The sequence below is a fragment of the bacterium genome (genome assembly GCA_016699125.1).
Lineage (GTDB): Bacteria > Babelota > Babeliae > Babelales > Vermiphilaceae > AWTP1-30.
Genome location: CP064961.1, coordinates 485,728 through 508,548, shown reverse-complemented (window position 1 = coordinate 508,548; position 22,821 = coordinate 485,728). Strand labels below are relative to the sequence as shown.

The 22,821-nt window shown below is 36.8% G+C and carries 14 protein-coding genes and 1 pseudogene; 8 read left to right on the top strand and 7 right to left on the bottom strand.

Going from position 1 to position 22,821, the window contains the following annotated elements:
- Positions 1-142 precede the first annotated feature (142 nt).
- Genes IPG37_02340 through IPG37_02330 form a run of 3 tightly spaced genes read left to right on the top strand, consistent with a single transcriptional unit; the run spans position 143 to position 5,505 of the window.
- Positions 143-4,099, top strand: a complete 3,957-nt coding sequence (locus tag IPG37_02340; protein QQR54239.1) for a hypothetical protein — start codon at positions 143-145, stop codon at positions 4,097-4,099.
- 31 nt (positions 4,100-4,130) lie between these two features.
- Positions 4,131-4,658 (top strand): hypothetical protein, encoded by a 528-nt coding sequence (locus tag IPG37_02335; protein QQR54238.1) that lies wholly within the window; start codon positions 4,131-4,133, stop codon positions 4,656-4,658.
- Positions 4,609-5,505 (top strand): hypothetical protein, encoded by an 897-nt coding sequence (locus IPG37_02330; protein ID QQR54237.1) that lies wholly within the window; start codon positions 4,609-4,611, stop codon positions 5,503-5,505. The genes IPG37_02335 and IPG37_02330 overlap by 50 nt, the downstream gene beginning before the upstream one ends.
- Before the next feature lie 12 nt (positions 5,506-5,517).
- Here IPG37_02330 and IPG37_02325 read toward each other — a convergent pair whose 3' ends face one another.
- From IPG37_02325 to IPG37_02305, 5 genes and pseudogenes are all read right to left on the bottom strand, one after another.
- Positions 5,518-7,827, bottom strand: coding sequence for a hypothetical protein (locus tag IPG37_02325; GenBank protein QQR54236.1), 2,310 nt, complete (start codon positions 7,825-7,827; stop codon positions 5,518-5,520).
- Positions 7,828-7,901: 74 nt separating this feature from the next.
- Positions 7,902-8,662, bottom strand: a pseudogene (locus tag IPG37_02320) (IS5 family transposase).
- A gap of 463 nt (positions 8,663-9,125) precedes the next feature.
- Positions 9,126-10,517 (bottom strand): hypothetical protein, encoded by a 1,392-nt coding sequence (locus tag IPG37_02315; GenBank protein QQR54235.1) that lies wholly within the window; start codon positions 10,515-10,517, stop codon positions 9,126-9,128.
- Between the two features lie 271 nt (positions 10,518-10,788).
- On the bottom strand, positions 10,789-11,430 hold the full coding sequence (locus IPG37_02310; GenBank protein QQR54234.1) for a hypothetical protein: 642 nt from the start codon (positions 11,428-11,430) through the stop codon (positions 10,789-10,791).
- Positions 11,431-11,791: 361 nt separating this feature from the next.
- Entirely contained in the window at positions 11,792-13,438 is a 1,647-nt protein-coding gene (locus IPG37_02305; GenBank protein QQR54233.1) for a glycoside hydrolase family 1 protein, read from the bottom strand.
- Between the two features lie 235 nt (positions 13,439-13,673).
- Here IPG37_02305 and IPG37_02300 point away from each other — a divergent pair, with 235 nt between their 5' ends.
- Both IPG37_02300 and IPG37_02295 read left to right on the top strand, forming a co-directional pair.
- Positions 13,674-15,149, top strand: a complete 1,476-nt coding sequence (locus IPG37_02300; GenBank protein ID QQR54232.1) for a hypothetical protein — start codon at positions 13,674-13,676, stop codon at positions 15,147-15,149.
- A gap of 254 nt (positions 15,150-15,403) precedes the next feature.
- On the top strand, positions 15,404-16,753 hold the full coding sequence (locus tag IPG37_02295) for a hypothetical protein (protein QQR54231.1): 1,350 nt from the start codon (positions 15,404-15,406) through the stop codon (positions 16,751-16,753).
- A gap of 77 nt (positions 16,754-16,830) precedes the next feature.
- On the opposite strand, the gene ychF is transcribed toward IPG37_02295, so the two are convergent.
- Positions 16,831-17,943 carry a redox-regulated ATPase YchF gene (ychF, locus tag IPG37_02290; GenBank protein QQR54230.1) on the bottom strand — a complete coding sequence of 371 codons (1,113 nt, stop codon included), beginning with the start codon at positions 17,941-17,943 and terminating at the stop codon, positions 16,831-16,833.
- A 274-nt stretch (positions 17,944-18,217) separates the two neighbouring features.
- On the opposite strand from ychF, the gene IPG37_02285 reads away from it, so the two are divergent.
- Complete coding sequence (locus tag IPG37_02285) at positions 18,218-18,457, top strand: hypothetical protein (protein QQR54229.1); 240 nt, start codon at positions 18,218-18,220, stop codon at positions 18,455-18,457.
- A gap of 46 nt (positions 18,458-18,503) precedes the next feature.
- On the opposite strand, the gene dnaK is transcribed toward IPG37_02285, so the two are convergent.
- Positions 18,504-20,396, bottom strand: a complete 1,893-nt coding sequence (gene dnaK / locus IPG37_02280; protein ID QQR54228.1) for a molecular chaperone DnaK — start codon at positions 20,394-20,396, stop codon at positions 18,504-18,506.
- Between the two features lie 683 nt (positions 20,397-21,079).
- Here dnaK and IPG37_02275 point away from each other — a divergent pair.
- Both IPG37_02275 and IPG37_02270 read left to right on the top strand, forming a co-directional pair.
- Positions 21,080-22,255 (top strand): ankyrin repeat domain-containing protein, encoded by a 1,176-nt coding sequence (locus IPG37_02275; GenBank protein QQR54227.1) that lies wholly within the window; start codon positions 21,080-21,082, stop codon positions 22,253-22,255.
- A 66-nt stretch (positions 22,256-22,321) separates the two neighbouring features.
- A complete protein-coding gene (locus IPG37_02270) occupies positions 22,322-22,816 on the top strand; it encodes a hypothetical protein (protein ID QQR54226.1) in 495 nt (164 codons plus the stop codon).
- Positions 22,817-22,821 lie beyond the last annotated feature (5 nt).

The following is a 22,821-nucleotide window of genomic DNA, read 5'->3' as shown; positions in this document are numbered from 1 at the left end:
TTTTTAGCTTAGCATTGAAGGTGTCTTTATTCTCTCAAGCGCATGATTATGGGTAGTCGATTATCGAATTTATTCTTTGTGTTGAGTATTAGCAGAGTTTTTGGGTATGGTTGATAGGATACTGTTAAAAAAGGTTTTTTATATGAAAAAATTAGTTTATCTCCTGTTTTTGTTTCAAAATCTTTTTGGTCTTACCGAAAAGGCTTATCAAAATACCGTTGAAGTTAAAAAAGAGTTGGTAGCACTTTTGGCTCAAGATACGAGTAAGATGAATTTCAAAAATTATGTGGCATGGAAAGAAAAAGTTGAGCAGTCTTTGAATAAACTTACAACTGTTTTTTCTGATATAAAGCAGAAGATGGAGCCGCTTATTGATTTAAAATATTCATTGTTCCAATCTGCAGATGCTAAAGATAACAAGTCGGAAAAAGCCACAGAGGCTAAGCAAGTTTCAAGTCAGTCTTTACAACAGTTATCAACGCTTATTGAGCAGTTGAAAAAAATGCCATCTGAAATTGATGCCGATGTAAAACAGATGAATCTTGAAAAAGGTGTTCTTCCGGAGCTTGCTTTTTATTATTTAGATTTGGTAGGCACGCACGATTTTTGGCTTTCTTTAGTACCACTTAATACTGTTTCTAAAGATGATGAACAGAGATTCACTAGTGCGTACGAAAAAGCTCAAGGTGCTTTGCATGAAGCGGTTGCTGTGGTTGCAAGTACTGTATTACATTTTCTGGTACAGGAAAAAAATGGTTTTGCATTGCATGCTGATGGTGTTAATAAGATCTTAAGTAAGCTTGTTCAGGGGAAGATAACAGAGACTTTTTTTGATGATACAACAGTAGCAAGTCTTGGGCAGATGACGGATCAGCTTGTACATCTGAATGCGCTTATTATGACTGGTGTTTGGCAGACAGAAGACCTTTTGCTTGCAGTAATACCTTCGATTACGAAGGAAAAACAGTCAGATATAAAAATGTATCTGAATATGCTTGTTGATTCTTCTTTGAAAAATGGTATTTCTGTTGGAGTTTTTAATACGATCATTTCTTCGTGGATAGTTGTTTTAAAAAAGCTAGAGCAGTATTGTTCCAATTTGCAGGATAAAAAAGTTATCAAGGTGTTTATAAGTGGCCTGAGTCAATTGGGTTCATATTTTGCTGTTTTGAGTGAAACAGAGCAGTTATTGTTATTGCATGCGTCAGAATCTTCTATTGCAATTGGTAATCCCTTGAATCTTTCAGAGGGTGTTTCTGAAATTATTAGACTATTTAATGCAGTTAATCAGTTGTTGGTAAAAACTCCTTTAGAACAACCGGCAGAGCTTTTGTCACCAGATAAACCTTTAGATCTATTAGGTAAAAAAAACATACGTACTGACGATCTTATTCTTGAATTACGGGCGATAGATACAAGATTTGGAAAAATTGTGGAGGCATTTAACCCAGAAAAGGATGTTTTCTTAACTTTGAGTCCATTGTTTGATGAAATTGAAAAGAATCAGAAAGCATTTGATACTATTGTCAGTCAAACGACTGTGTCTGAAAAAGATAAAAGTGCATATCAAAAAGTTCTTACGGCTACGCTTGAAAATTGTGATCTTTCTACATTTTCTTATATGAATAAGGTTCTTCTGTTTTTGCAGACGGATGCAGGTTTTAAGGGTGTCACTGTCTGGTTAGACGGATTGTTAAAGCCGTATCTTAAAAAAAGTAAAAAAATGAGTGAATTTCGATTGAACAATAATAGCTTATTTCAGACATATGTGAAGCTACTCACCGTTTTACAGAACCTTTTTTCTGAGGCTGTGCTATTGAAAAGCCAGAATGGTTTGTTGAAGAATATGTTTAAGCGTGGACTGGTTGATAATAAAACCGTTGGTAGCTATTCGTTGCAGTTGAATAATCTTTTTAATAGTAACAAACGGGCTGATGGGAGCTGCAAGGGTCTTATCACCGGTATGATTCTGTTGATTTACGATTTTTTAGACGAAAGTAAACGTATCATGTCAGAACTGGACGAAGTTCTTGTAAAATCTTTTCAGCAACAGTTGAGTCCGCTTGTTCAGCTACTTGAACTTTTGTATGAGTGTGAAAATGAACTCATTGTAAGTAAAGTTTATACCTATGTTTCTTTTGATAATCCGTATTCAGATAGTGAAAAACTGACTGAAGCACGAAAACTTATTGATCCAAAGAATGCTTCCTTATTTTCGTTAAAAGCAGGCCCGCAACAGCAAAAAGCAACAAATAACTCTGATCAAAAAGATAGTAAAAAACTCTATCCATTGGTATCAGATGATTTTATTGAAGGCCTTTTGGAAACTTTGGAGTCGATCAAAAAAGATATTACTGTTAAAACTGCAACTATTGTATTGCCAAATTCAGTGCCGGATTTTGATGAGCAAGAAAAACATCTTTTGGAGGTTGATCAGCTCTATAAAGAGGCGAAAAAGGATTTTACCAAAGACGATCGAACGTATTACAAAAATCTTTTTTTAACGATTACTGATCTATTGCATAGTGCAAAGGTTACCGTAGCAGTTGCAACCATTGAGTTTGTTGCAAAAGAAAAGGGGCTATTGTACCAACAGTTATCATACGTTGTTAGTCTCTATGCTGCTTTGAAAAATGGTAAAAAAGCAGAACTTCAACTTGCGCAATCAGCCTCATTTAAAACTGCTTTTGCACAGCTTGGCCAACTCGCGCAACTTTTACGTGATGGTGTTTCTGATCTGCTGCAGTTAGATCCTACCTATTTTACTGTGCATACCAAAGAAAAAGATCTGCTTTTATCAGCTATAAACAAGCTCTTCAATGATCAAAAACAGCAGGGTAAAAATGTACCTTTGGGGCTCATGCATCAACTTACTGCTTTGTGGGATCAGTTTTTCAAAGAGGTGGGTGTACTTTTTGAAAAATCATCGGTTGAAAGCATCAAAACATTTCAGGGCATGATGCATCCGCTGTTGGATTATATAATACAGCTTTTTGAATGTGACAATCTATTTATAGATTGTGCAAAAAGATTCGGTTTTTCATATCCATTTCTGGACGATACACTTTTGGATGCGGTTGAACATATGCTTGATCCACTGCATGCAGAACAGGTTGGTCTGCAAAAAAATTCAACTAACGATAAAAAACCTAGTTCAACTACGAACAATTCATCCGGCAAATCTTCTGACGTACCAAAAAGCACTACCGTTGAAAAACAGTCCTTGCCTTTAAAAACACAGACGGTCATACAAAAAAGGGTTGATGAGATGCAAGCAGTACTTCTTAAAATGGATATTGAAAAAGGGGTGATTCCAGATCTTAAAACTGCAGTTACTGAAATGCATAAGTTGTGGACCGATTATGAGGTTGACAGCGCATTACAAAAGGTTGACGCAAATCAAGAGGCATTGTTGAAAAAAACATACGACGAGGGATTACGATCTTTTGGTACCATGCTTGTTTCTTTAGTCAAAAAATCTGTGGAATATTTAGTATCTTTAAAACCTGAGATCGACAAAGTGTACACTGTTTTTGAAACGGCTTATCAAAAAGACAAAAAGATCATGAAAGATGGTGCAAAAAACAAAGAGTTGGCAGCAGTACTTGTAGTTATCAAAAAATGTGCTTCGGTCATAGAAAAAACGGTTCTTCAAGTCGAACTGCTAAGCGATCTTTCTGGTGTTAAAGAGGCAGATTTTACTGCTTTGACGGTTGAACTGGAAAAGCTTGTGAATGGAACGCTTGTCAAAGGCGTGTCGGTTGGACTGGTTGATATTCTGGTTGGATACAATATCGATCTGGTTAAAAAGATTATTACATACATGAAAACAGTTTCTGAAATAGAAGTGAAAGCTTTTCAACCAACCGTTTCATTTTTGAAAGAGCCGTTTGCTTTGTTTGATAAAATTTTTGGTAAATTGTGTGCGTTAACAAAATTAAAGGGTTTGAGTCTTAAAAACAATCAGTTAACGGTGCAGTTATCCGATTATTATGCGTACATTACTGATCAGAAAAAGGCTGCCGAATTTTGTAAAGCGAGTGCAGATTCGCAAGAAATTATTATTCAACGAGCATTGACCAGTTTGAAGGGAAAATAGAAAGACTTATTTTTAAAAAAATGATTTTACAATGGTAATAGTGATGTTGGTGTTTCTGTTGTCGGTATGGACTGCCGAAGCTGTTCGAATGAATGCAGATATGTATGATGGAAGTTATCTGATAAAACTTGCGGAACATTCGTATCTTTTCTCATATCGAGATTACTTTAGTGGCGGCAGGGTGGGTTCAGCACACTATTATTCACGCTTGTATTCAGTGAATGATTTGAACGTACCGTTAGATGATACTATTGCAAATTCGTTTTTCTCATTTTCTCGTTCAACCTTGTATCCTATCATTGCAAAGCCTTTTACATTGCATGGCAACCTTGTGCTTCCCATGATTGTCAAAGATGTTTCACTTTTTGATCCTGATGATGCAGATAGTACCTCAGCAACCTTGCAGCTTGCATCGATTGAAAAAATAAAAGCTGCTGCCGCGGTTAAGAAAAAGGAGATGTTTTCACCACTGCCTTCTGGATCAGGCTTGCGTTTTGCAGAGCTTGGCTATGTTTTTAAAAGTCACAAACTCGCCCGTTTACATTTTGGAAGTCCTTGAACTTGGCAATGTGCATTATGCGTTGACCGCATCTACCTTTGGCAACATGTTAATTACACCTTTGGAAAAAGAAAACAGTGGTGTAAAGTCATTTTTACAAAAACATGTTCGTACCTTTTCTTCGATCAAAAATCTCAAAAATATGTTTCTTTTGGATGTTCAAAAAAATGAAAATAATGGTTATCTGATTTTGTATGCAAAGATAATGAAAAAAAAGAAGATGAGTCTTATTGACCCTGTGTTTTCTTTGGATGTGCAATGTTATCTTAAAGAGGTGAAATTAAAAGAGGATCTGTTTAATCTTGCAAATAATCCTGGTACTTTGCACTCTTCAATGAACGGCCTGCTCAGCGACCAGGAGAATGTACCGTTAGTTGGATTTTTATGCAAAGAGACTCAAGCAGTTGTTTTCTATCAGAAGGTTGATTCTGTGCAACAAGATCGCAAACAACGAACAGTTAAGCTATTTCAAAGAAACAATGAGAAAGAACAAGCTATTGAGCTTTGTTCAGGGAATTTTATTGGTAGACGTTCTTATGCTGGTACTTCTTTGAATGATCACGAATTGTGCAAAGCGCACCTTGGTTGTCTGATGCGGATGAAGGCTGATGGATATGGTTTGTGTACATTTAAAAAACTATTTATAAGTTCGAAAGGTAGCGGGGTCGCGCAGCAGGGTAATATTCTTTTGAAAGTTAATTTTGAGACGGGTCAAGTTGAAATTTTGGAAGCAAAAGATTACACGGATAAGGTTTTGGTTCAGTATTTTGATAGCGCCGCTTCTGATATGTATGAATATCGTGCATATCAGATAACCAAGGATTTTAAAAAGTTGCAGGTCGGTTGAAACTACAAAAGCTCAACTTTGTTTTTCAGTTATTTGTGAGGTAAAAATTACGTTTCTGCTCATCTGGATACAATAGTTGTATACAGCATTCCAAAAACTGAATATGTTTTTTACTATTTGCTCCAACGAATGCATTTTAAAATAGCTTGTCGATTCAATCTTTATTTCATTTTTTGGTTCAGTGTCATTAGTAACTTGAGGCTCTGGTATTTTTGTTTCTGGTATTTTTGTTTCTGGTATTTTGATTTGATCAACAGGCCTTGAAGACTCCAACATTTCTTTAGGATCTACTTTTTCTGAATGAGCTTTTTCTTTTAACTTCTGATATTCCTGCCAACGTTCTTTTGTAACTGGAGTGTGCAATGCTTGTGGTTCATCTTTTTCATCAAAACAATGCTTGCTCTTATATTTAATCTTTTCTTCAACATAGTTTTTTATTTCTTTTTCTAACTTAAGAACGTGCTGCTTACATTTTTCTTTTCGTTCTGCCGTATTCATGCCTTGTATATCGTTATTTTCAGTTTTATACTTCCATTCAGGAACACAGAAAGTAAATAGTGCTTTTAACTTATTTGCAAATGTTGCTTTAAAGTCAATTTTAGTTTCTTCGCTTAATTCAAGATCTTGATAAAGTGGTAACATCTTAATCCAACCATTATAGAACTTTATGGGCTTTGCCAGTTCTTCTTGAGTATCTTTTTTCAGATCAGCAAGCAACCACTCGTAAAAAGTGACTGTGGTTTTAAAAAAATCTGTTATCAATTGAATCTGTTGTTCGTCGATCACCATTTGCTGTATTTTTTCAGATACAGCTTCATAGGTAGTTGGAATAATAGACTTATCTTTTATATCAAGTGTATCATTGCTATCTAAGCATTGTGACAAATCTTTTTTTTGATAGGACTCATCAAAAAGCTTCATCGCAAACTGAGCGACGTGAAACCTCAAAAATACCTTTGCAATAAAACAGTCTAAATCTATTGAGCTGCTCTGTTCATCGTCTTTCCAAATTGGAAACAGTTCGATTAACTGTTGATTTAAAATGACTAGTTTTTTTGTTAGTTCTATTATTTTCACTCCTTTATCTAACTCCTTATCATAACACATTGCCGTCTTTGTAAACGTATATTTAGTGTTTTTTTTTACAAATTTAGGTTGTTCTTCACTGAACTGGTCATGTTGCTTTTCATAGAATGAAGGGTTATCAGAGAATAGTAACCGCTGCCTTCCTCTGAAACCTAGCGTGGTACATATCGTTTCAAGCGATCGGTTATGTCCTAAAAAATCTGGACAATTAATCTTCATAGCTGATAGTGCATCGATAAGCTCATCTATTTTCTGTTTTAATCTTTCTAGCTCCAAAGAATCCAACAACTGTGGTATCGTTTTCATATATTCAATAGTGGCGTTAATCTTTTCCTTTTTAACATTAAGCGCTTCAGGGTCGAGTTTTGAAATCAGACCATAGGCATACTTAATTACCAGTTTGGATACAAAGATTATAAGCCAGTGGTCACGGTGGTTACTGTCTTTAATTAGGTTGCAATAAGTAATATAGTTATTTCGATCGCCAAGCTCTTCTGCATAGCCTAATATATTATGACCTCGACATTGTAAGTTTTCAGCTATGAATCTATTTAAATGTAAAAAATAAAATTGGTTAACAGTGCTAAATTCCTTTTCTAACATGCTTGTTGGAGTTAGACCTCTTAAACTTGCAAAGGTCCTTGATGAATCCCCTTTATCCCCTGTCCCAAAATTTGTTTGAAAAATCCTTACTGTTCGAGGTTCATCCTTGAGTTCATCAAGGACCTTTAAACTGAGAAACTCTAACATGGAATCTATTTTAGCTTCAACCGCATACGGATCTTTATTTTCATAGATCTTATGTTCTTTTTCCTGCCTTCTCATCATCAATCCAAAGTAGTTGAGCGCATTAATTATTCGCGCTTTTAAATTTGAACAATTCGCTTGATCTGATAAAAAAGCTAGCATTTCATTGGTACTGTCTCTTTGGTCACTAGAAAAGATCTTTAAAAGTCTTCTTAGCCGTCTATTAACCTTTTTCTCGAATTTCTTCGATTCTTTCGTTTCTTTTGCTTTTTTTTTGTAATGAAAAATAAGAAAAAGTTCCCAGGCCATCTTTCTGTAAAGATCAGCAGTATGAATTTTTCTATTTCCTTCAGTATTTTCTGACCATGATCCAAAACTCATACCACAGTCTTTTTCGATTTCATCTTTAATTATGTAAAAATCACGTCTTTGAGGGATATAATATTTGGCTGGATCATAATTAATACATGCTTCAATTACATCGTCCATAGAATTACCATTTGGTATTACAGTACTACCAGCAGTTACAGAATCATCTATAAATTCTAAGGTGTGTCCTCAATTTAATTAGTAGGGCATAAAAGCTTCAACCATATGTGCATAGATGCGATGTAGAGCATAGATTGGAAGTTTCTAGCAAGTTTTTCAAAACGCATAGCAATGCCACGAAAATGCTTGAGTCGTGCAAAAGATTTTCAACTAAGTGTCGATTTTTATACAAATGAGCATCAAATTCTGGATCTGGTCTAGTGCTGTTTTTTCTTTTGGTATAATTACTTGCATTCCTTTTGTCCGTCCATAGATACGAATACTATCAGCATCATAGCCTTTGTCAGCGATAAAATATTCCGCTCCTTCGGCCAGGTCGATTAATTCGTTTGCAACCTTTGAATCGTGCACTTGACCCCCAGTGATTTTAAAATTGAGCGGATTTCCATGCGCATCGGTGCACATATGAATCTTTGTAGTAAGTCCACCAGCGGATCTTCCAATTGCTCGCTCTTGACCACGCTGAGCTCCAGTCGCATGTTGGTGAGCTCTAACATAACTTCCGTCGGCGAATACCCATTCTTTATCAACTTCTTTTCGTAGCATAAAAAAAACCTTCCCATAGCCCTTTTTTTGACCAACGATTAAATCGATTAAATGCTGTTTGCCACGGACAAAATTCGGATGGAATATCCCTCCATGGTCCTCCAGTCCGCAATTTCCAAAGGATTGCTTCCATTATATTCCGCTCATTGCCCCACAGGTGGCATCCATGTTTACATAGTATCTCTTCTAGTTGTGACCAAATACTGTCTGTAATAACTCGACGTACCATTGCTTATCCTCGTTGCTGATTTCTGATACAAAAAACTTATCATTTTGTAGTGAAAATGCAACGTCATTACCTCATTTCAAATTGAGGACACACCTTATTAATCCATAAATTAAAGATTCGTTTTCATTGCAAAAAGTATCTTTAAAAGGATCATTTTGCCAATACCTTTTCCTGCGATCCTCTATCAGCTGTTTCAACTTTGGCAAATATCCTGAAATTATCTCTTTTGTTCTACTGTTTTCATTTTTTTTAACTACATTCCAGCATAAATTTTGCAAACTTAACACATGATTTTGTACTATTTTATTGCTGCATTCTGGTGCTTTTATCATCGTAAAAGCATTATTAAAATAGTACAGCAGAAAAAGCAGAACAATTTTGAACATCAAGCATTACAATTTTTGAAAAACAATATCTGTAAATATATCAGAAAAGCTATAGTTTAAAAGTCACAGCTAAGAAGTTAAACATGTGTTTTTTCAGAATTTTTTTGGCGTTTTTTGTAAAATTTTTTGCATGTTTTGTAGATTATGCCAAGCAGTGCACCTGTTGTGGTGATAATCAACGCTACACCTGCTGGAGTTTTGACTGCTTTTGACAAATAGTTTTTTTCAATTGGCAACAAATCAAACAGCGTCATTGAGATCCATGTTTTTGGCGTAGCATAAAATGCTCCAGGTTCTTTTAAAAGCATCCTGATGCCCTGTTTAAAATTTTTTGCACGGTTTGAAGATGATGGATACGTCAAACTTGCTTTAACTTCTAACAGGCTTGCACCAAGCTTATTTTCTTTAAAAAAATCATACATGCTTTCTGCTATTTCAATTTTTTGTTGAAGTGATAATGCTTCATTATTCCACATGAATGCAAGGTCGGCATTTATTTCACTGTTACGTATCTGTTGAATATCAATGATATCTGAAATGATGCATCCAACTATGGCAGGTTCATGGAGATGAGTTGTTTCATGTAATAACATGCCTGCAATCTCGTTATCTGTTAAATTTTTTACTTCATTTGGGTTTATAAATATTGTATTCAAACAATACAGTTTTTTATCATGTTCAATTGGCTCACTGCTATTTGACGCGGGTGAACCGATAGAATTGGTGATTTTAAACTGTACCTGTTTTGTATTGACTCCTAGCTGCTTGGCAATGGTTAATATTTTGGTTAAAAGTTCTGGATTATTATCATCAGTATGTTCAATCTTGAAACGGTTCATTGTTTCTTCAGATTGAATCAATCGTTCTTTTGGATCAAATCTATTTAAAAAGTCTAAAATGGCCTCAAAGTTGATAGTTTTTTTACTTTGATCTGTATTCTGGTTTAGCTTTTTTATTAATGTGTTTTTTAAAATTTTAATTTCTGTACTTGCCTTTGTTCTATTTTCTATCAATTCTTGAAAGTCTTTTAAAGAGGTAGTTTCAGAAATTTTTTTGAAATTGTTTCCACTTAATTTGTTTAATAATTCAGAATACAATTCCAAGCTTTCATTGATTAGACTGTCTTTTTGTAATATATCCTTTGTTTCTTTAAGATTTTCTTTTACGAGCTTGATGGATTTTTTGATCCTTGTATCACAATACTTGTTTATAACTGAGGCTTGATCTTTCATATCTTGTAGATCCTGATGTATATTGTCGATATCTATATCAACTGTTTTTAACTGATGTCGATTGGAGAATGAGTTGAATTCTGTCGCTACTTCCAGGAGAATATTAAGTGCTATTTCGTACTCAGCCTGTAGCGCAAAAAGCTTTTGTTCAAGTTCTAAGCGATTGTTGTTAGGATTGCTACAGATAAGTGTCAATCCTGAACAAAAAAGGAGCAATCCAGTGAAAAATTTTTTCATTTTTATACTTTCTATTTATTGAACTAATTTTTAATAAAAAACATATAAAATTGTATTAAAAAAAGAATGGTTTTGCAAGTTAAAACTATTTGTGAAAAGAGATCTAAAAGTACATCGAAAAGCAATCTATTTTCACAGTTGCGATTGCATTTCGATATTAAACTAGCTTATTTTCAAGCTGTGAAAAAGGATTTTCAAAGCTTGAGCGAGGACAGATTTTTTGCTCCACTCTCGCATCTCATTCTGATTTATCATTTAACTTTATAATTTTTCAATCATTGTTTGGCAAGGACCGACTGACAAATTCTATGCGCTGATTCCACTTGATCAATTCATCAAATGCGTCAGGATGTAAATAGAAAAAAATCATTACCAACAAGGTCATCATACCAACTCCACTTTTTATAACATCAGGTTTGACCGTTTGCCAGATTCCTGACCAAGTCGACCATTGATCTTCAATATCAAATTCTTGGTTTATGCAGGCAACTTCTTGATCTAGTGTAATAATTTTATTCATATTTGTATATTGGCAAAAGTAAAATTCTAAAGTAACCTCACCATCCTCTTCTTGTACTTTGTTATAACAAATAAAAGCTTCTGCTGTCTCATTTTGATCGTTTTTTAAAACGCACTCAAAATTATTGCTTGCTTTCAATTGCCCGTTCTGGTCCACTTGACTTTCAATTGCTTGTGGTTCCAAAACAACGGCAGCTTCAAACTCAGAGTTTTCAATTAATTTTTCTTGTCTTAAATAATAAAAAGTATTTGTATATTTATTTGCAAAAAGTCGCACTTCACCTTTCGCTGTTTCTCCATAAAAATAGCCCAAAATACTCCCCGTCACCCCAGATCCTTTGCGATATTCATGAATAATTCCTGGAATGGAACACTTATTTGTTACCTTATTCATTTTGTCAAGAATAGCGTTTGAAAATTTTACGCTCCTGCTGTCACCATAAATTGACTTTGTAGTAACGTTACTCGCTGTATCAGTCAAAAACTCGGTTGTTTTTTAGTTTATCTTCCATTTCTCCATACCAAACAGTTGATTTACAAAAAGAACCAGTGAGAAACATAACCACTTTTTCATTTTAATCCTTACGATCTATTGCAATAAAAAATTTTTAACATTTGGCGAACACCTGAATTTGTGGAACAAGGTGCCAAATAAATGCATTTTTGTCAATAGTAGAGGATAGAATATGAAAAAGTATTTTTAAAGCAAAAGCGAAACCAAATTTTTTTGCTCCGCTTTTGCATCTGGTTCAGATTTATTCTTCTGGAAGCTTTAATAGTTCTTCGGACGGCTTTTCCCATGATGGAATGAAATTCATGATACTTTGCAACAGCCCTGCTTGTGGTTTAGAGTCTATTTTGTTGAACTCTTTTGTAAATTCGGCAAAATACCGTGAACCTTCTTTTAGTTTTGTTTCTTTGGTTTCAAAGTTATAACTAAACATGCCGTATGGCTTATCGCCAAGCGGCGCACCCCATTCATAGTTGTCGTAACTTGCCCACGGTGTATAGCCGATAATATTGTAGCCTTCTTCGACCAGTTTTGTAACTCCAAACAGTGTTTGCTGAAAAAAGCTCGTGCGTTGTTCGTCAGTATGTGCCGCGATACCATTTTCGGTGATCCATAGTGGCAATTTTTTGAGTGGTTTTATACATCTGCTTCTTTTTTCATTTAATCGTTCCTCCACCTCTTTGACAGCCCGATACAGGCCTTGTGGATAAAACCGATAGTTTTCATTTTGCGTCGTCATTAAAAGCTCTTTATCTTTGATGACCTGCATCATTTCACGTTTTTGGTTTGCGTAGGTGTTGACGCCGATCCAGTCGATTGCAGAAGGAGCATCTTTGTCTTGATATGAAACTGAAACGTAAAAAGGTACATAAATAGAAAAGATACCTTTGGTAAAGAATCCATAAAATCCATCATTTTGCAACTTGTCACCCATGCGACACAAAAGTCCAGTAAGTGGGGCTTTCAAACGTTGTAACAAAGTATCGTAGGCGATATCTAAAAATATAACATTTTTTTGAATACCAATCAGTGGTTCTGGAAAAACCGTGTCAGGTTCCTGTTTTTGTAATGTTTGCCATGCTCCCTTGTCACCTTTGATGCGTTTATAAATCTGCATATGTGCCTTGAGCATGTTTAACATGACTTCTGCTGTCTTTTGCATACTTTTTTCTTTTCCAGGAGCGCCATCTAACGTGAAATAGCCTTTGAATGCATAGCCTTCAATTGCATTAAATGTTGACCAGTAGGTCACATCTTCCGCCAATGCTTCATACATCGTTACTGCAAAGTCAACAAAATAGTGTATGTTTTCCTCTTTTTCAAACCCACCAAGATCTTCAAACCAGGTTGGAATCGTATAATGATGAAACACAACAAGAGGTTCGATCTGGTGTGCTTTCAGTTCTTGAATAATTTTTTTATAATGTTCAATAGCCTCATGGTCCCATGAATCAGCTGTTTTTTGGATTCGTTCCCATGAGATTGACATTCGATAACTATTGATCTTGCATTCCTCTTTCATCTGTTTAATCATGTACGGATAATCAGTCCAAAAATTACAAGCATTGCCAGGTAATGCGAGGCCTTTGTTTGAAGCAAATCTATGAAATGAGGATTCTTCTCCAATTCCCCCTTCAAACTGATAAGCCGATGAGGAGAGTCCAAGCAAAAAAGGCTTCTGATCGCTCTTATTCGTGTTTGTGTCTGATTTTAAAGCATTTTTCAAGCGATTAGCAGCTTTGACTGGCGATATTTCAACCTCATCGGTGAGTTGTTTCCACTTTGCTTCGAATTTTTTTTGAAACGTTATGTTAGGATGTTCAATTGCAAAAAATTGATACGTATAGGTGATTAAAAAGAGTATAACCCGTATTATTTTCTTTTGCTTCATATGGATATTTCCTTTAAATTGTACTATTTTATCGCACTTAATAGAACGACCTGTTTTTTGCTTCAATTTGAATATACATATTTTATATAAAATGTCAATAAGTTTTAATAAATAATATATTTTCAGATTATGATGTTTTAAAGCTTCAATATTTATTTTTTTTGACTAAAGATCAATAGTAACTTATTATTTGAATGTAATTTTTTACAAAAATCTATTGTATACAGGGTGTTCTATGCATTTTGCAAGTCAGCGGGTTTTATTTTTTTTCTTGCTAGCAGTTAATGGTCTTATTTTTTCTAATGATGGATCGTCTGAGGAATCTTGGTATAACAAAATGAATCGATTCAAAAATAATGGATTTGCGTGGAAGAATGAAAAGCAGGAGCAGGTTAATAAGCAGCTTGCTGAAATAAAGCAGCAAGGTCTTGATTTAAAAGACCAACTGGTTCAGCAGGGGAAAGGTTTTTTTGCTTCATTATTGTCTGCTGATACGGCAGGGGGGGCAGATGGTGCAACGCCTGTGCCTCAAAAGGCTTTAAAAAAAGAAGATTATGTTGTTCAAGATGTTGCGTTATCTGCTGACACAAGGTCACTTTTGGACCAGCAAGCAAAGTTAACCGGAGCTATTGCGTCTTTACCTGTGCCGAAAAAGGAAAGTCTTGAAACATTCAATCGGAATCATGAAGCAGCAGAAGAAGCAAGACAGCAAGAAGAAATAAGACAGCAAGAAGAAATAAGACAGCAAGAAGAAATAAGACAGCAAGAAGAAGCAAGACAGCAAGAAGAAATAAGACAGCAAGAAGAAATAAGACAGCAAGAAGAAGCAAGACAGCAAGAAGAAATAAGACAGCAAGAAGAAATAAGACAGCAAGAAGAAATACGACAGCAAGAAGAAGCAAGACAGCAAGAAGAAATAAGACAGCAAGAGTTGAAGCCTTGGGAGTATCGAAGTGAAGAAGGTGTTATTGAGGTTGATTGGAAGATATATGCGGATCTTTCTGTAGAAAGGGTTCCGGAAGAAGAAATAAGACAGCAAGAAGAAGCAAGACAGCAAGAAGAAATAAGACAGCAAGAAGAAGCAAGACAGCAAGAAGAAATAAGACAGCAAGAGTTGAAGCCTTGGGAGTATCGAAGTGAAGAAGGTGTTATTGAGGTTGATTGGAAGATATATGCGGATCTTTCTGTAGAAAGGGTTCCGGATCATTCAGATGATGTAAACAGTCCAAAGATAGTACCTGTTGAAGTCGAAACGCCGAAGCCTGAGGATAAAGCTGATAACATGGACACTCAAGTAGAACCGGTTGGTGATGGTAGTGGTAGTGATGTTGCTTTGGAGTTTGAGTTAGAAGAGCAGTCCGCTGGACCTGCTGTGCAAGATCAAGCTGAAAATGATGCAAGTGGATCTACTGAAAAGGCAGAAATGGGCTTAGAAGTCAAAAATGGTTTACGCTATTTTTATACTTTATTTGTCAAAAGTAATTATGCAGAGCTATGGAATGTGTACAAATATTACCTTATTGCTGGTGGTGTATCGGTGACAGTAGCAATGCTTTCTGTTGGTCGATATTTTTATAGAAAACTTTTCAAAAAACGAGTTAAGGCCGCAATTGTAAAGTCATCTGTGCCAAAAAAGTACACAAAAAGCCCATTGGAACTGGAAGCAGAGGATACAGTGGGCAGTAATAGCTATTTTTCTTCTGTTCGTTAGATAGTTTTTTAAGCCTGATTTCGTCCTCACTAACGTTTAGAGCGGTGTTTTAGTGGTACGTTTTCATAATGATCCCCATTTTATGTAGGTTTTCAGGTCTTTATTGTTATAATTATTTTCTATTTGTAACTTTTTATATGAAATCTTGGCAAAAATTATTAAAAAAGCATTAAAATTTGACCATTTTAACCTGTTTTGTTAGTTTTATAACTGTAATATTTACAATTGTTTAATTAACTATGGAGGTTAAGTCTATGAATATAACTAATAATAAGGTACTGGTATTGCTTATTGCCGGTGGTCTGCTGCGGGCAGGCGAGCCGGTTCCAAAAACTGGAGATTCAATACAAGGGACGGTTTCGTATGGTAAAAATAGTGGAATTACCGCTCGCCCAGTTACTTTTCGTGTTAAACCTGGGGCTCAAGCGCCTATTTCCAAGACTCAAAAGTCTGCTGAATCTGCTCCTGTCAAACCTGTGGCAAACCAACAACCTACAGTAAGAAAGAATATGTATTTTAAGCCTACACAACGTTTGGCTGCTGGTGCATTGCCAAAGGCTCCACAGCCAGTTGTTACTGCTCCTGTTCAACCAGTTGTATTACCGGTGGTTGCTGTTCAAGCTCCAGTTATTGCAGATATTAATGCTCAGGCTGGTTTTGTACAACCGTTTGAAATGGATGGTAATGGTGAGGCGTGTGTGCCGTTGAAGTCAGATTATGGTATTATTGATGATGTAAAAAAAGAATATCAAAACACTCCTGCTGATTGGACTCGTTGGAATGAAGCTAAAGAGAGCATGAAAGAAGCAGTAACTCCTTGGAATCAGTTTGCCGACCTGGAAGAACGTGGCGGAGCTGAAGTTGCAGGAAGCCTGCGAGCACAAGCGATCAAGTCTCCGGTTGTTGTAAATCAAGGTTCTGGTATATCTTGGACTGATTGGGCTAAAAACGGTATGAAGGGTATTTTTGCTCGTCGTAGTAAAGATGTTGAGCTTATTCCTAACCAAAATGGTGATTTAGATCTTAATTTTGTTGGCCAAAAAGCACAAGATTATGCTGAAGTAGGTCCTCTTGTTGGTAAAGCTATGGTTGTTGGTACTACTTTGCCACTAGTAGCGGCTGCTTATCCAGCTGCGACTGTGGTTGGGGCCATTGCAGGTCCAGCTTTGGCTGTAAGTGGAACTGCTCTCGCAGCTCATTCAGCGAAAAAACAAGCTGAAAAAGATTTTGTTCTAACTCATCTTGCATTCTTAGATGCAAGTCTTAAGAAACTTAATGACACATCAAATATGCAGCTTAATACGTTAAGGGCAGCTCTTCGACCTAATCAATCGAACTTTCAAACGAATAGCGGTCTGCCGTATGTGCGCATTCCAGAAAACGAATCTACTTCGACTCAATCAGAGCCTTTAAAGATTAGATTAGAAGCTGATCGTGGAGTTGCAGTCGTAGGTGTAGCTGCAGTCGTAGGTGTAGCTGCAGTCGTAGGTGTAGCTGCAGTTGCAGGTGTTGCTTGTTATGCAGCATGGCGTGGTGCCTGCAAGCTTTACAACTGGTATAAAGCGGGTAACGAAGCAAAGCAACCAATACAAAAAAATAGCTAAATAGTAACTAACTAACATAAAAGCAGCAAGAAACAGGGCGTTTGTCCTGGGCTTGCTGCTTTTTCTATGTTCAAATGTTAAACGTTAAACTTGATTTCAACAATATCGCCGTCCTGGACGATGTACTGTTGTCCTTCGGTTCTGATTTTGCCTTCCTCTTTTGTTTTTACCAGCGATTGAAGCTGAATGAGGTCCTGAGCATTAAAAATCTCTGCGCAGATGAACCCTTTTTCAAGGTCTGAATGAATTTCTCCACTTGCTTGTCGAATGGTGATGCCTTTTTTGATAGGCCAGACGTGGATCTCTTTTGGTCCGCAGGTGAAAAATGAGATGAGGTTGAGCATTTTGTAGGTCTGTTGAATGATGCGGTCAAGGCCACTTTTTTCCATGCCTAGCAGTCCCATGATCTCTTGGGCTTCCTCTTCAGTCATTTGAGTGAGCTCTGCTTCGATTTTTGCACAGATTGGCACGACATATTCGGTCCCGAATTTTTTGATCAGCGATTGATATGCTTCATTTTTTGAAAGGCTTTCGGCGTCAAGCTCATTTTCGCCCACATTTGCAACGATTAATGAGCGTTTTGCCGACAAAAGTGGTATGGTTGCAATGGTATTTGTTGCAAACAGTTTTTTGATGCCGTCGCTGTCCATTGCATTGATGAGATTTAATGATGTGTTGAGTAGCTCTTTTTCCTGCTCAAGCAGTTTTTTTTCTTGTGCAAGTGATGTTTTTTTGATTGTCTGTTCGATTTTTGCAAGCCGTTTTTCGATGCTTTCAAGGTCTTTGAGCATTAGTTCATGCTGAATGACGTTTAAATCATCGAGTGGATCTATTGTTTCGCCGGTGTGAATGACGATGTTTGGATCTTCAAAGCAGCGCAATACATGAATGATCAGATCAACTTCACGGATGTGGCTTAGAAACTGGTTTCCCAGTCCTTCGCCCGATGCTGCTCCTTTGACAAGACCTGCGATATCGACAAAGGTGACCGTTGCAGGAATGATCTCCTGCGATTTATAGATTGCTTTAAGTTTATGTGCGCGCTCATCGGGAACATTGGTGATCGCCACGTGTGGATCGATGGTGCAGAAGGGATAGTTTTCTGCTGGCGCGCTTGACTTGGTAAGCGCATTAAAAAGTGTTGATTTGCCCACATTGGGAAGGCCGACTAATCCAGCTTTGATTGCCATTGTAAAACCTTTTTGTTTATTTTTATCACAGTGTAGCAGATTTTTTTATTTCTGTATCTTTTAACGCCTCTGTTTCAATTTGAGAGATCCATGCTTTTCAAGCCTTTATAGTTGTAAAAAAATATTCAATAAAAGCCGTAGTTTTTTTGTATTCATTTTTATTTGTGTATTTTATTTTCCCGTGATTGCTTTTTTTTGCTGTTATTCTTTTTTCTTGTTATTTTTTTATTTTAATTAGTATACTTTTTTTAGTTTTTTAAAAAAGGAGTTGTTGATGAAGTTCTTATTTCGTTTTGCTCATTTGGTGACGGCCTTGTCGGCGATCAATGTTGGATTGTCTCCGCATGGGTATAATGTCTGTTCGAATCAGACTTTTGTGGGGACTTGTGGTGAATATATGACCTATGGAAGCTATTTTATAGGTGCCTGTGGTGTTTTGGGTCTCTTGCATTTTTTGTATAAGATGAGTACTTGTAGCCATTGTTCAAAAGGTGGTTGTGACGAATCAAAGTAGTTTTGATCTCGAGGGAGGTTTGATGGTCTCCCTCGAGATTGATTATTTACTGATTAATTTCAGCATCTATTGAGCTGTCATCTTTTTCATGGCCCGCTGCTGTTGTATTGTCGCTATTGTTTTGATCTGGTCCTTTTTGTTGATAAAGCTTTTCGGCTATTTTATATGATGCTGCTAGCAGCTCTTCGTAACCTTTTTGTAGTTCTTCTTTGTTTTCCTGCTGTTCGGTCAAGGTTTTTTTGGCTTTTTCGATTGCAGCTTCGATATCTTGTACTTCTTGTGCGGAGAGCTTTTCTTTATTTTCGCTCACCGTTTTTTCTGTCTGAAGTATTGCTGAATCTAGTTGGTTTCTTTTTTCCACCGTTTCTCTTGCTGCTTTGTCTGAAGCTTCATGTTCTTTTGCCTCTTGGACCAGTTTTTCAACTTCTTCTTTGGAAAGTCCGCTGCTTGAGGTGAGGGTGATTTTTGTTTCTTTGTTGGTTGCCTTGTCTTTTGCGGACACGTTTACGATTCCATTTGCATCGATATCGAATGTAACTTCAATTTGAGGGACACCACGTGGTGCAGATGGAATGCCTTCAAGTCTGAACTGGCCTAATGTTTTGTTGTCTTTTGCAAATTCTCGTTCTCCTTGCAATACTCTGATGTCAACAGCTGTTTGGTTATCTTCAGCGGTTGAAAATACTTGTGATTTTTTTGTTGGTATTGTTGTATTTCTTTCAATTAGTCTTGTTGTTACACCGCCGTATGTTTCAATTCCGAGTGACAATGGAGTTACATCTAGCAAAAGCACGTCTGTTACTTCACCTGCCAGTACACCGCCTTGAATGGCTGCGCCGCAGGCTACGACTTCGTCTGGATTGACTGATTTATTTGGTTCTTTTCCAAAGAAGCTTTTTACTATTTCTTGTACTCTTGGAATGCGGGTTGAACCACCAACCAAAATTACTTCATCGATCTGATTTTTTTCTATTCCAGCGTCCTTTAATGCATTTTTACAAGGCGTGATTAATCTTTCGAATAGATCAGCTGCTAATGCTTCGAATTTTGCGCGAGAGATTTTGAGATTTAAATGCTTTGGTCCTGATGCGTCTGCCGTGATGTATGGGAGGTTGATTTCAGTTTCTGTTAATGTTGAGAGCTCTTTTTTTGCTTTTTCTGCGGCTTCTTTTAATCTTTGAAGGGCCATTTTGTCGTTTTTGAGATCGAGGCCACTTTCTTTTCTGAACTCTTCAATGACATACGTTATTAGCTTGTTGTCAACATCATCACCTCCCAGGTGTGTATCTCCGTTGGTTGACTTTACTTCAATCACTCCGTCATGTACGTCCAGGATTGATACGTCGAATGTTCCGCCTCCGAAATCGAATACGACAATTGTTCCATTTTTCTTTTTGTCCATGCCGTATGCGAGTGCAGCGGCAGTTGGTTCGTTAATAATTCTTTTAACTTCTAGTCCGGCTATTTTGCCCGCATCTTTTGTTGCTTGTCTTTGTGCGTCGTTAAAATATGCTGGTACTGTTATGACTGCTTCGGTTACTTTTTGGCCGAGATACTCCTCTGCAGCTGCTTTGAGATCTGCAAGTATTGCTGCGCCGATTTCTTCGGGGGAGTATTCTTTACCAACAGCTTCAATGCCCGCGTCGCCGTTGCTTTTTCGTATTATTTTGTATGGCATGGTAGAAGCTTCTTTGGTTACTTCTTCGTATTTGTGTCCGATAAACCTTTTTGCAGAATAGATTGTGTTTTCAGGATTGGTTACGGCTTGTCTTTTGGCAATATTTCCAACTAGTCTTTTTCCGTCTTTTGTAAAAGCTACTATTGAAGGTGTGGTGTTATTACCATCTTTGTTTGGGATAACCTTTGCGGTACCGCCTTCGTTAAATGCTACTGCTGAGTTTGTAGTTCCTAGGTCGATTCCTATGATTTTTTTTGCCATCTTTTCCCTTTAGTTTTATGTTTTCATATTACATGAGCAATTATACGTTTTTGATTTGTGCCTGTCAATACTTTGATAAAATAATCTTAGCGTAACAGACTCAGAAAAATTTCGCCCCCTTTTTTAGCTTTTCAGATAGCTCCGCCTCCAGCCCTCGTGGTCTTTTGGCGTTTGAGGGTCATCTGTTTGAGTACTCCGGCCTGTCGTCTTCGCAAGAAGCAAGCGCTTCAGCAAGCAGGGAGTATTATTTATAGGGAATAGGGAGTATTATTTATAGGGAATTAAGATTGATAATGAATTAAGTAATATGAATGAACTCTTATTCGCTTCGTATTTCTTTTCCTGGTGCCTACGGCTCTTGTTCTGTTGTCATGTTTTTATCTGCACCTGTAGCATTATTTTCACATGAGCAAGCAAAGTCATTCTAACTTTTCTTCGCAGCGTTTATGATCAACCAATAAACGACCTTTCTGCTACTGCAGTTTCCGGATACCAATCCACGTATAACCACTTTTTAAAGTATTCCATGGAATTAATGATGTCATGGTATGTTTTATTTTTCTTCTTCTTTTTTTTCCTAAAAACCATAACCATAAGGGGAAAGGCTGGGTTGAATTTACAATTCATTGTTTTCTTTATGCTATATTTTTTAACCTTCTTTTTGTGAAAATGAGGAGATGGTAATGAATCCAAGAAATGCTGTTTTTTATTCTGTATTAATAAGAGTACTGATGATTTTTTTTAGTATTACGTTGTGTTTTGTGAAATTTTTAGATAGTGATGATCAGGTTCGTCAGACTGAGTATGAAAAAAGTAAAAAACTCTTTGCGCTCAAGGCAAGGAGTGCTGATTATGATGGATGTAAAAGATTGTTGGAGGTTGGCATAGGTTTGGATGGTGTCTTTTCGGATGGTTCCTCAGCTTTGCATTTTGCCGTCTTGAATAGTGATGGAGAACGGTCTTATATGTTTTTTAAGGACCTTTTGTCTTTTTTTCCAGACATTGCTTTAAAGAATAATGATGGTAAGACTGCGGCTCATTTTGCAGCAAGGATAAAGGATCAAAAAAGGAGAATAGATGTTTTGATAAAGCTTTTGATGCATGGTGCTTCTTTGGGCAGTGTAGATACTTTTGGTAAGAGTGTGGTTGATGAGGTCGTTTCTGAAGGCAGTAGAGACAATATGGAGTTTTTCTGGCAACGATTGTCTTGTGTGCTGAATAAGGAAATTATCGATAAGGCAAAGAAATTTGCCGGAAGGGAGGTCGGAAATGGCTTAGGGTTGACAGAGATTTACAAGCTCATGGATAAAAAAGTTTGGGGGTATCAAGAGTGTGCGTCTTTGGTTAGTGTTGAGGAGGTTTTCCTGGTTTTGTTAGGTGATGATCAGGAGAAAATAAAGGATTATTTGCGTAAAAAGCCGCAAGCTAGAACAAAAAAGAGTGGTATTGACTGGTTTGATTACACAGTTTTGCAGGTAAGTATATTGAGAGGCATGAAGGAAATAGCATCATATTTATTGGAGCATGACGATATAGACGTGAATGAAAAAAATATATATGGATCCACGGCTTTGCATGCTGTTGTAGGATCTTCTCTGTTATCTTTTAGTGACAAAAAAGAGCTTGTAGATGTATTGGTTTTGAAAGGTTGTAAGCTGTCCTTGCAGGATAAGCATGGGCAGACTCCGTTGCATGTGGCTTTGAGGAGAAATGATTTGGACTTGGTGAAGTATTTGGTGAATCAATATAGAAACGAAGTTGGGTTGGACGTGAAAAATGTGTGGTCTGATAGAGTGATTGATATTGCAAATAGGTACTGGTCAAAAGAGTTGATCGAGCTATTGGCTGTTGGTATTTGAAGGCTGCGTGTAATGTGATAAACTATAGTCCATAAAAAGGAATTAAGAGAGAAAAAGGGGACGTGGTTGGTATATCAAAAAGGAGAAAAAGTTGTATATCCAGGCCATGGGGTAGCGATCGTGCATGATATACAGGTAAAGTTAATCAATGGTCAAAAAGAAGAGTTTTACGAATTGAAATTTGTTGGGAAGGATATCACGGTACTTGTTCCGACAGGACAGTCAGAAGCCGTCGGGTTAAGGAGACTAAGTTCCAACGACAGTGTAGCGTGTGTGTATGAGTTATTATCAAAGCCTTATGTTGCAGTTCAGCAAGATGGTGTAATGGTAAACTGGAATAAGCGGAATAAGAAGTATATGGGAAGCATTAGAACTGGTGATCTGAAAGAAGTTGGTGCTATTTATCATTATCTCAGGCATTCTGAAAAGAAAAAGGAGCTTTCGTTTGGAGAAAAGAAGGTACTTGAAGAGACTGAGAAAATGTTAGCTGAAGAGATTGCAATTGTAGAGAACATGGCACAAGAGGTCGCTATTGCAAGGGTAAGGTCACTCATAAGATAAAGAAA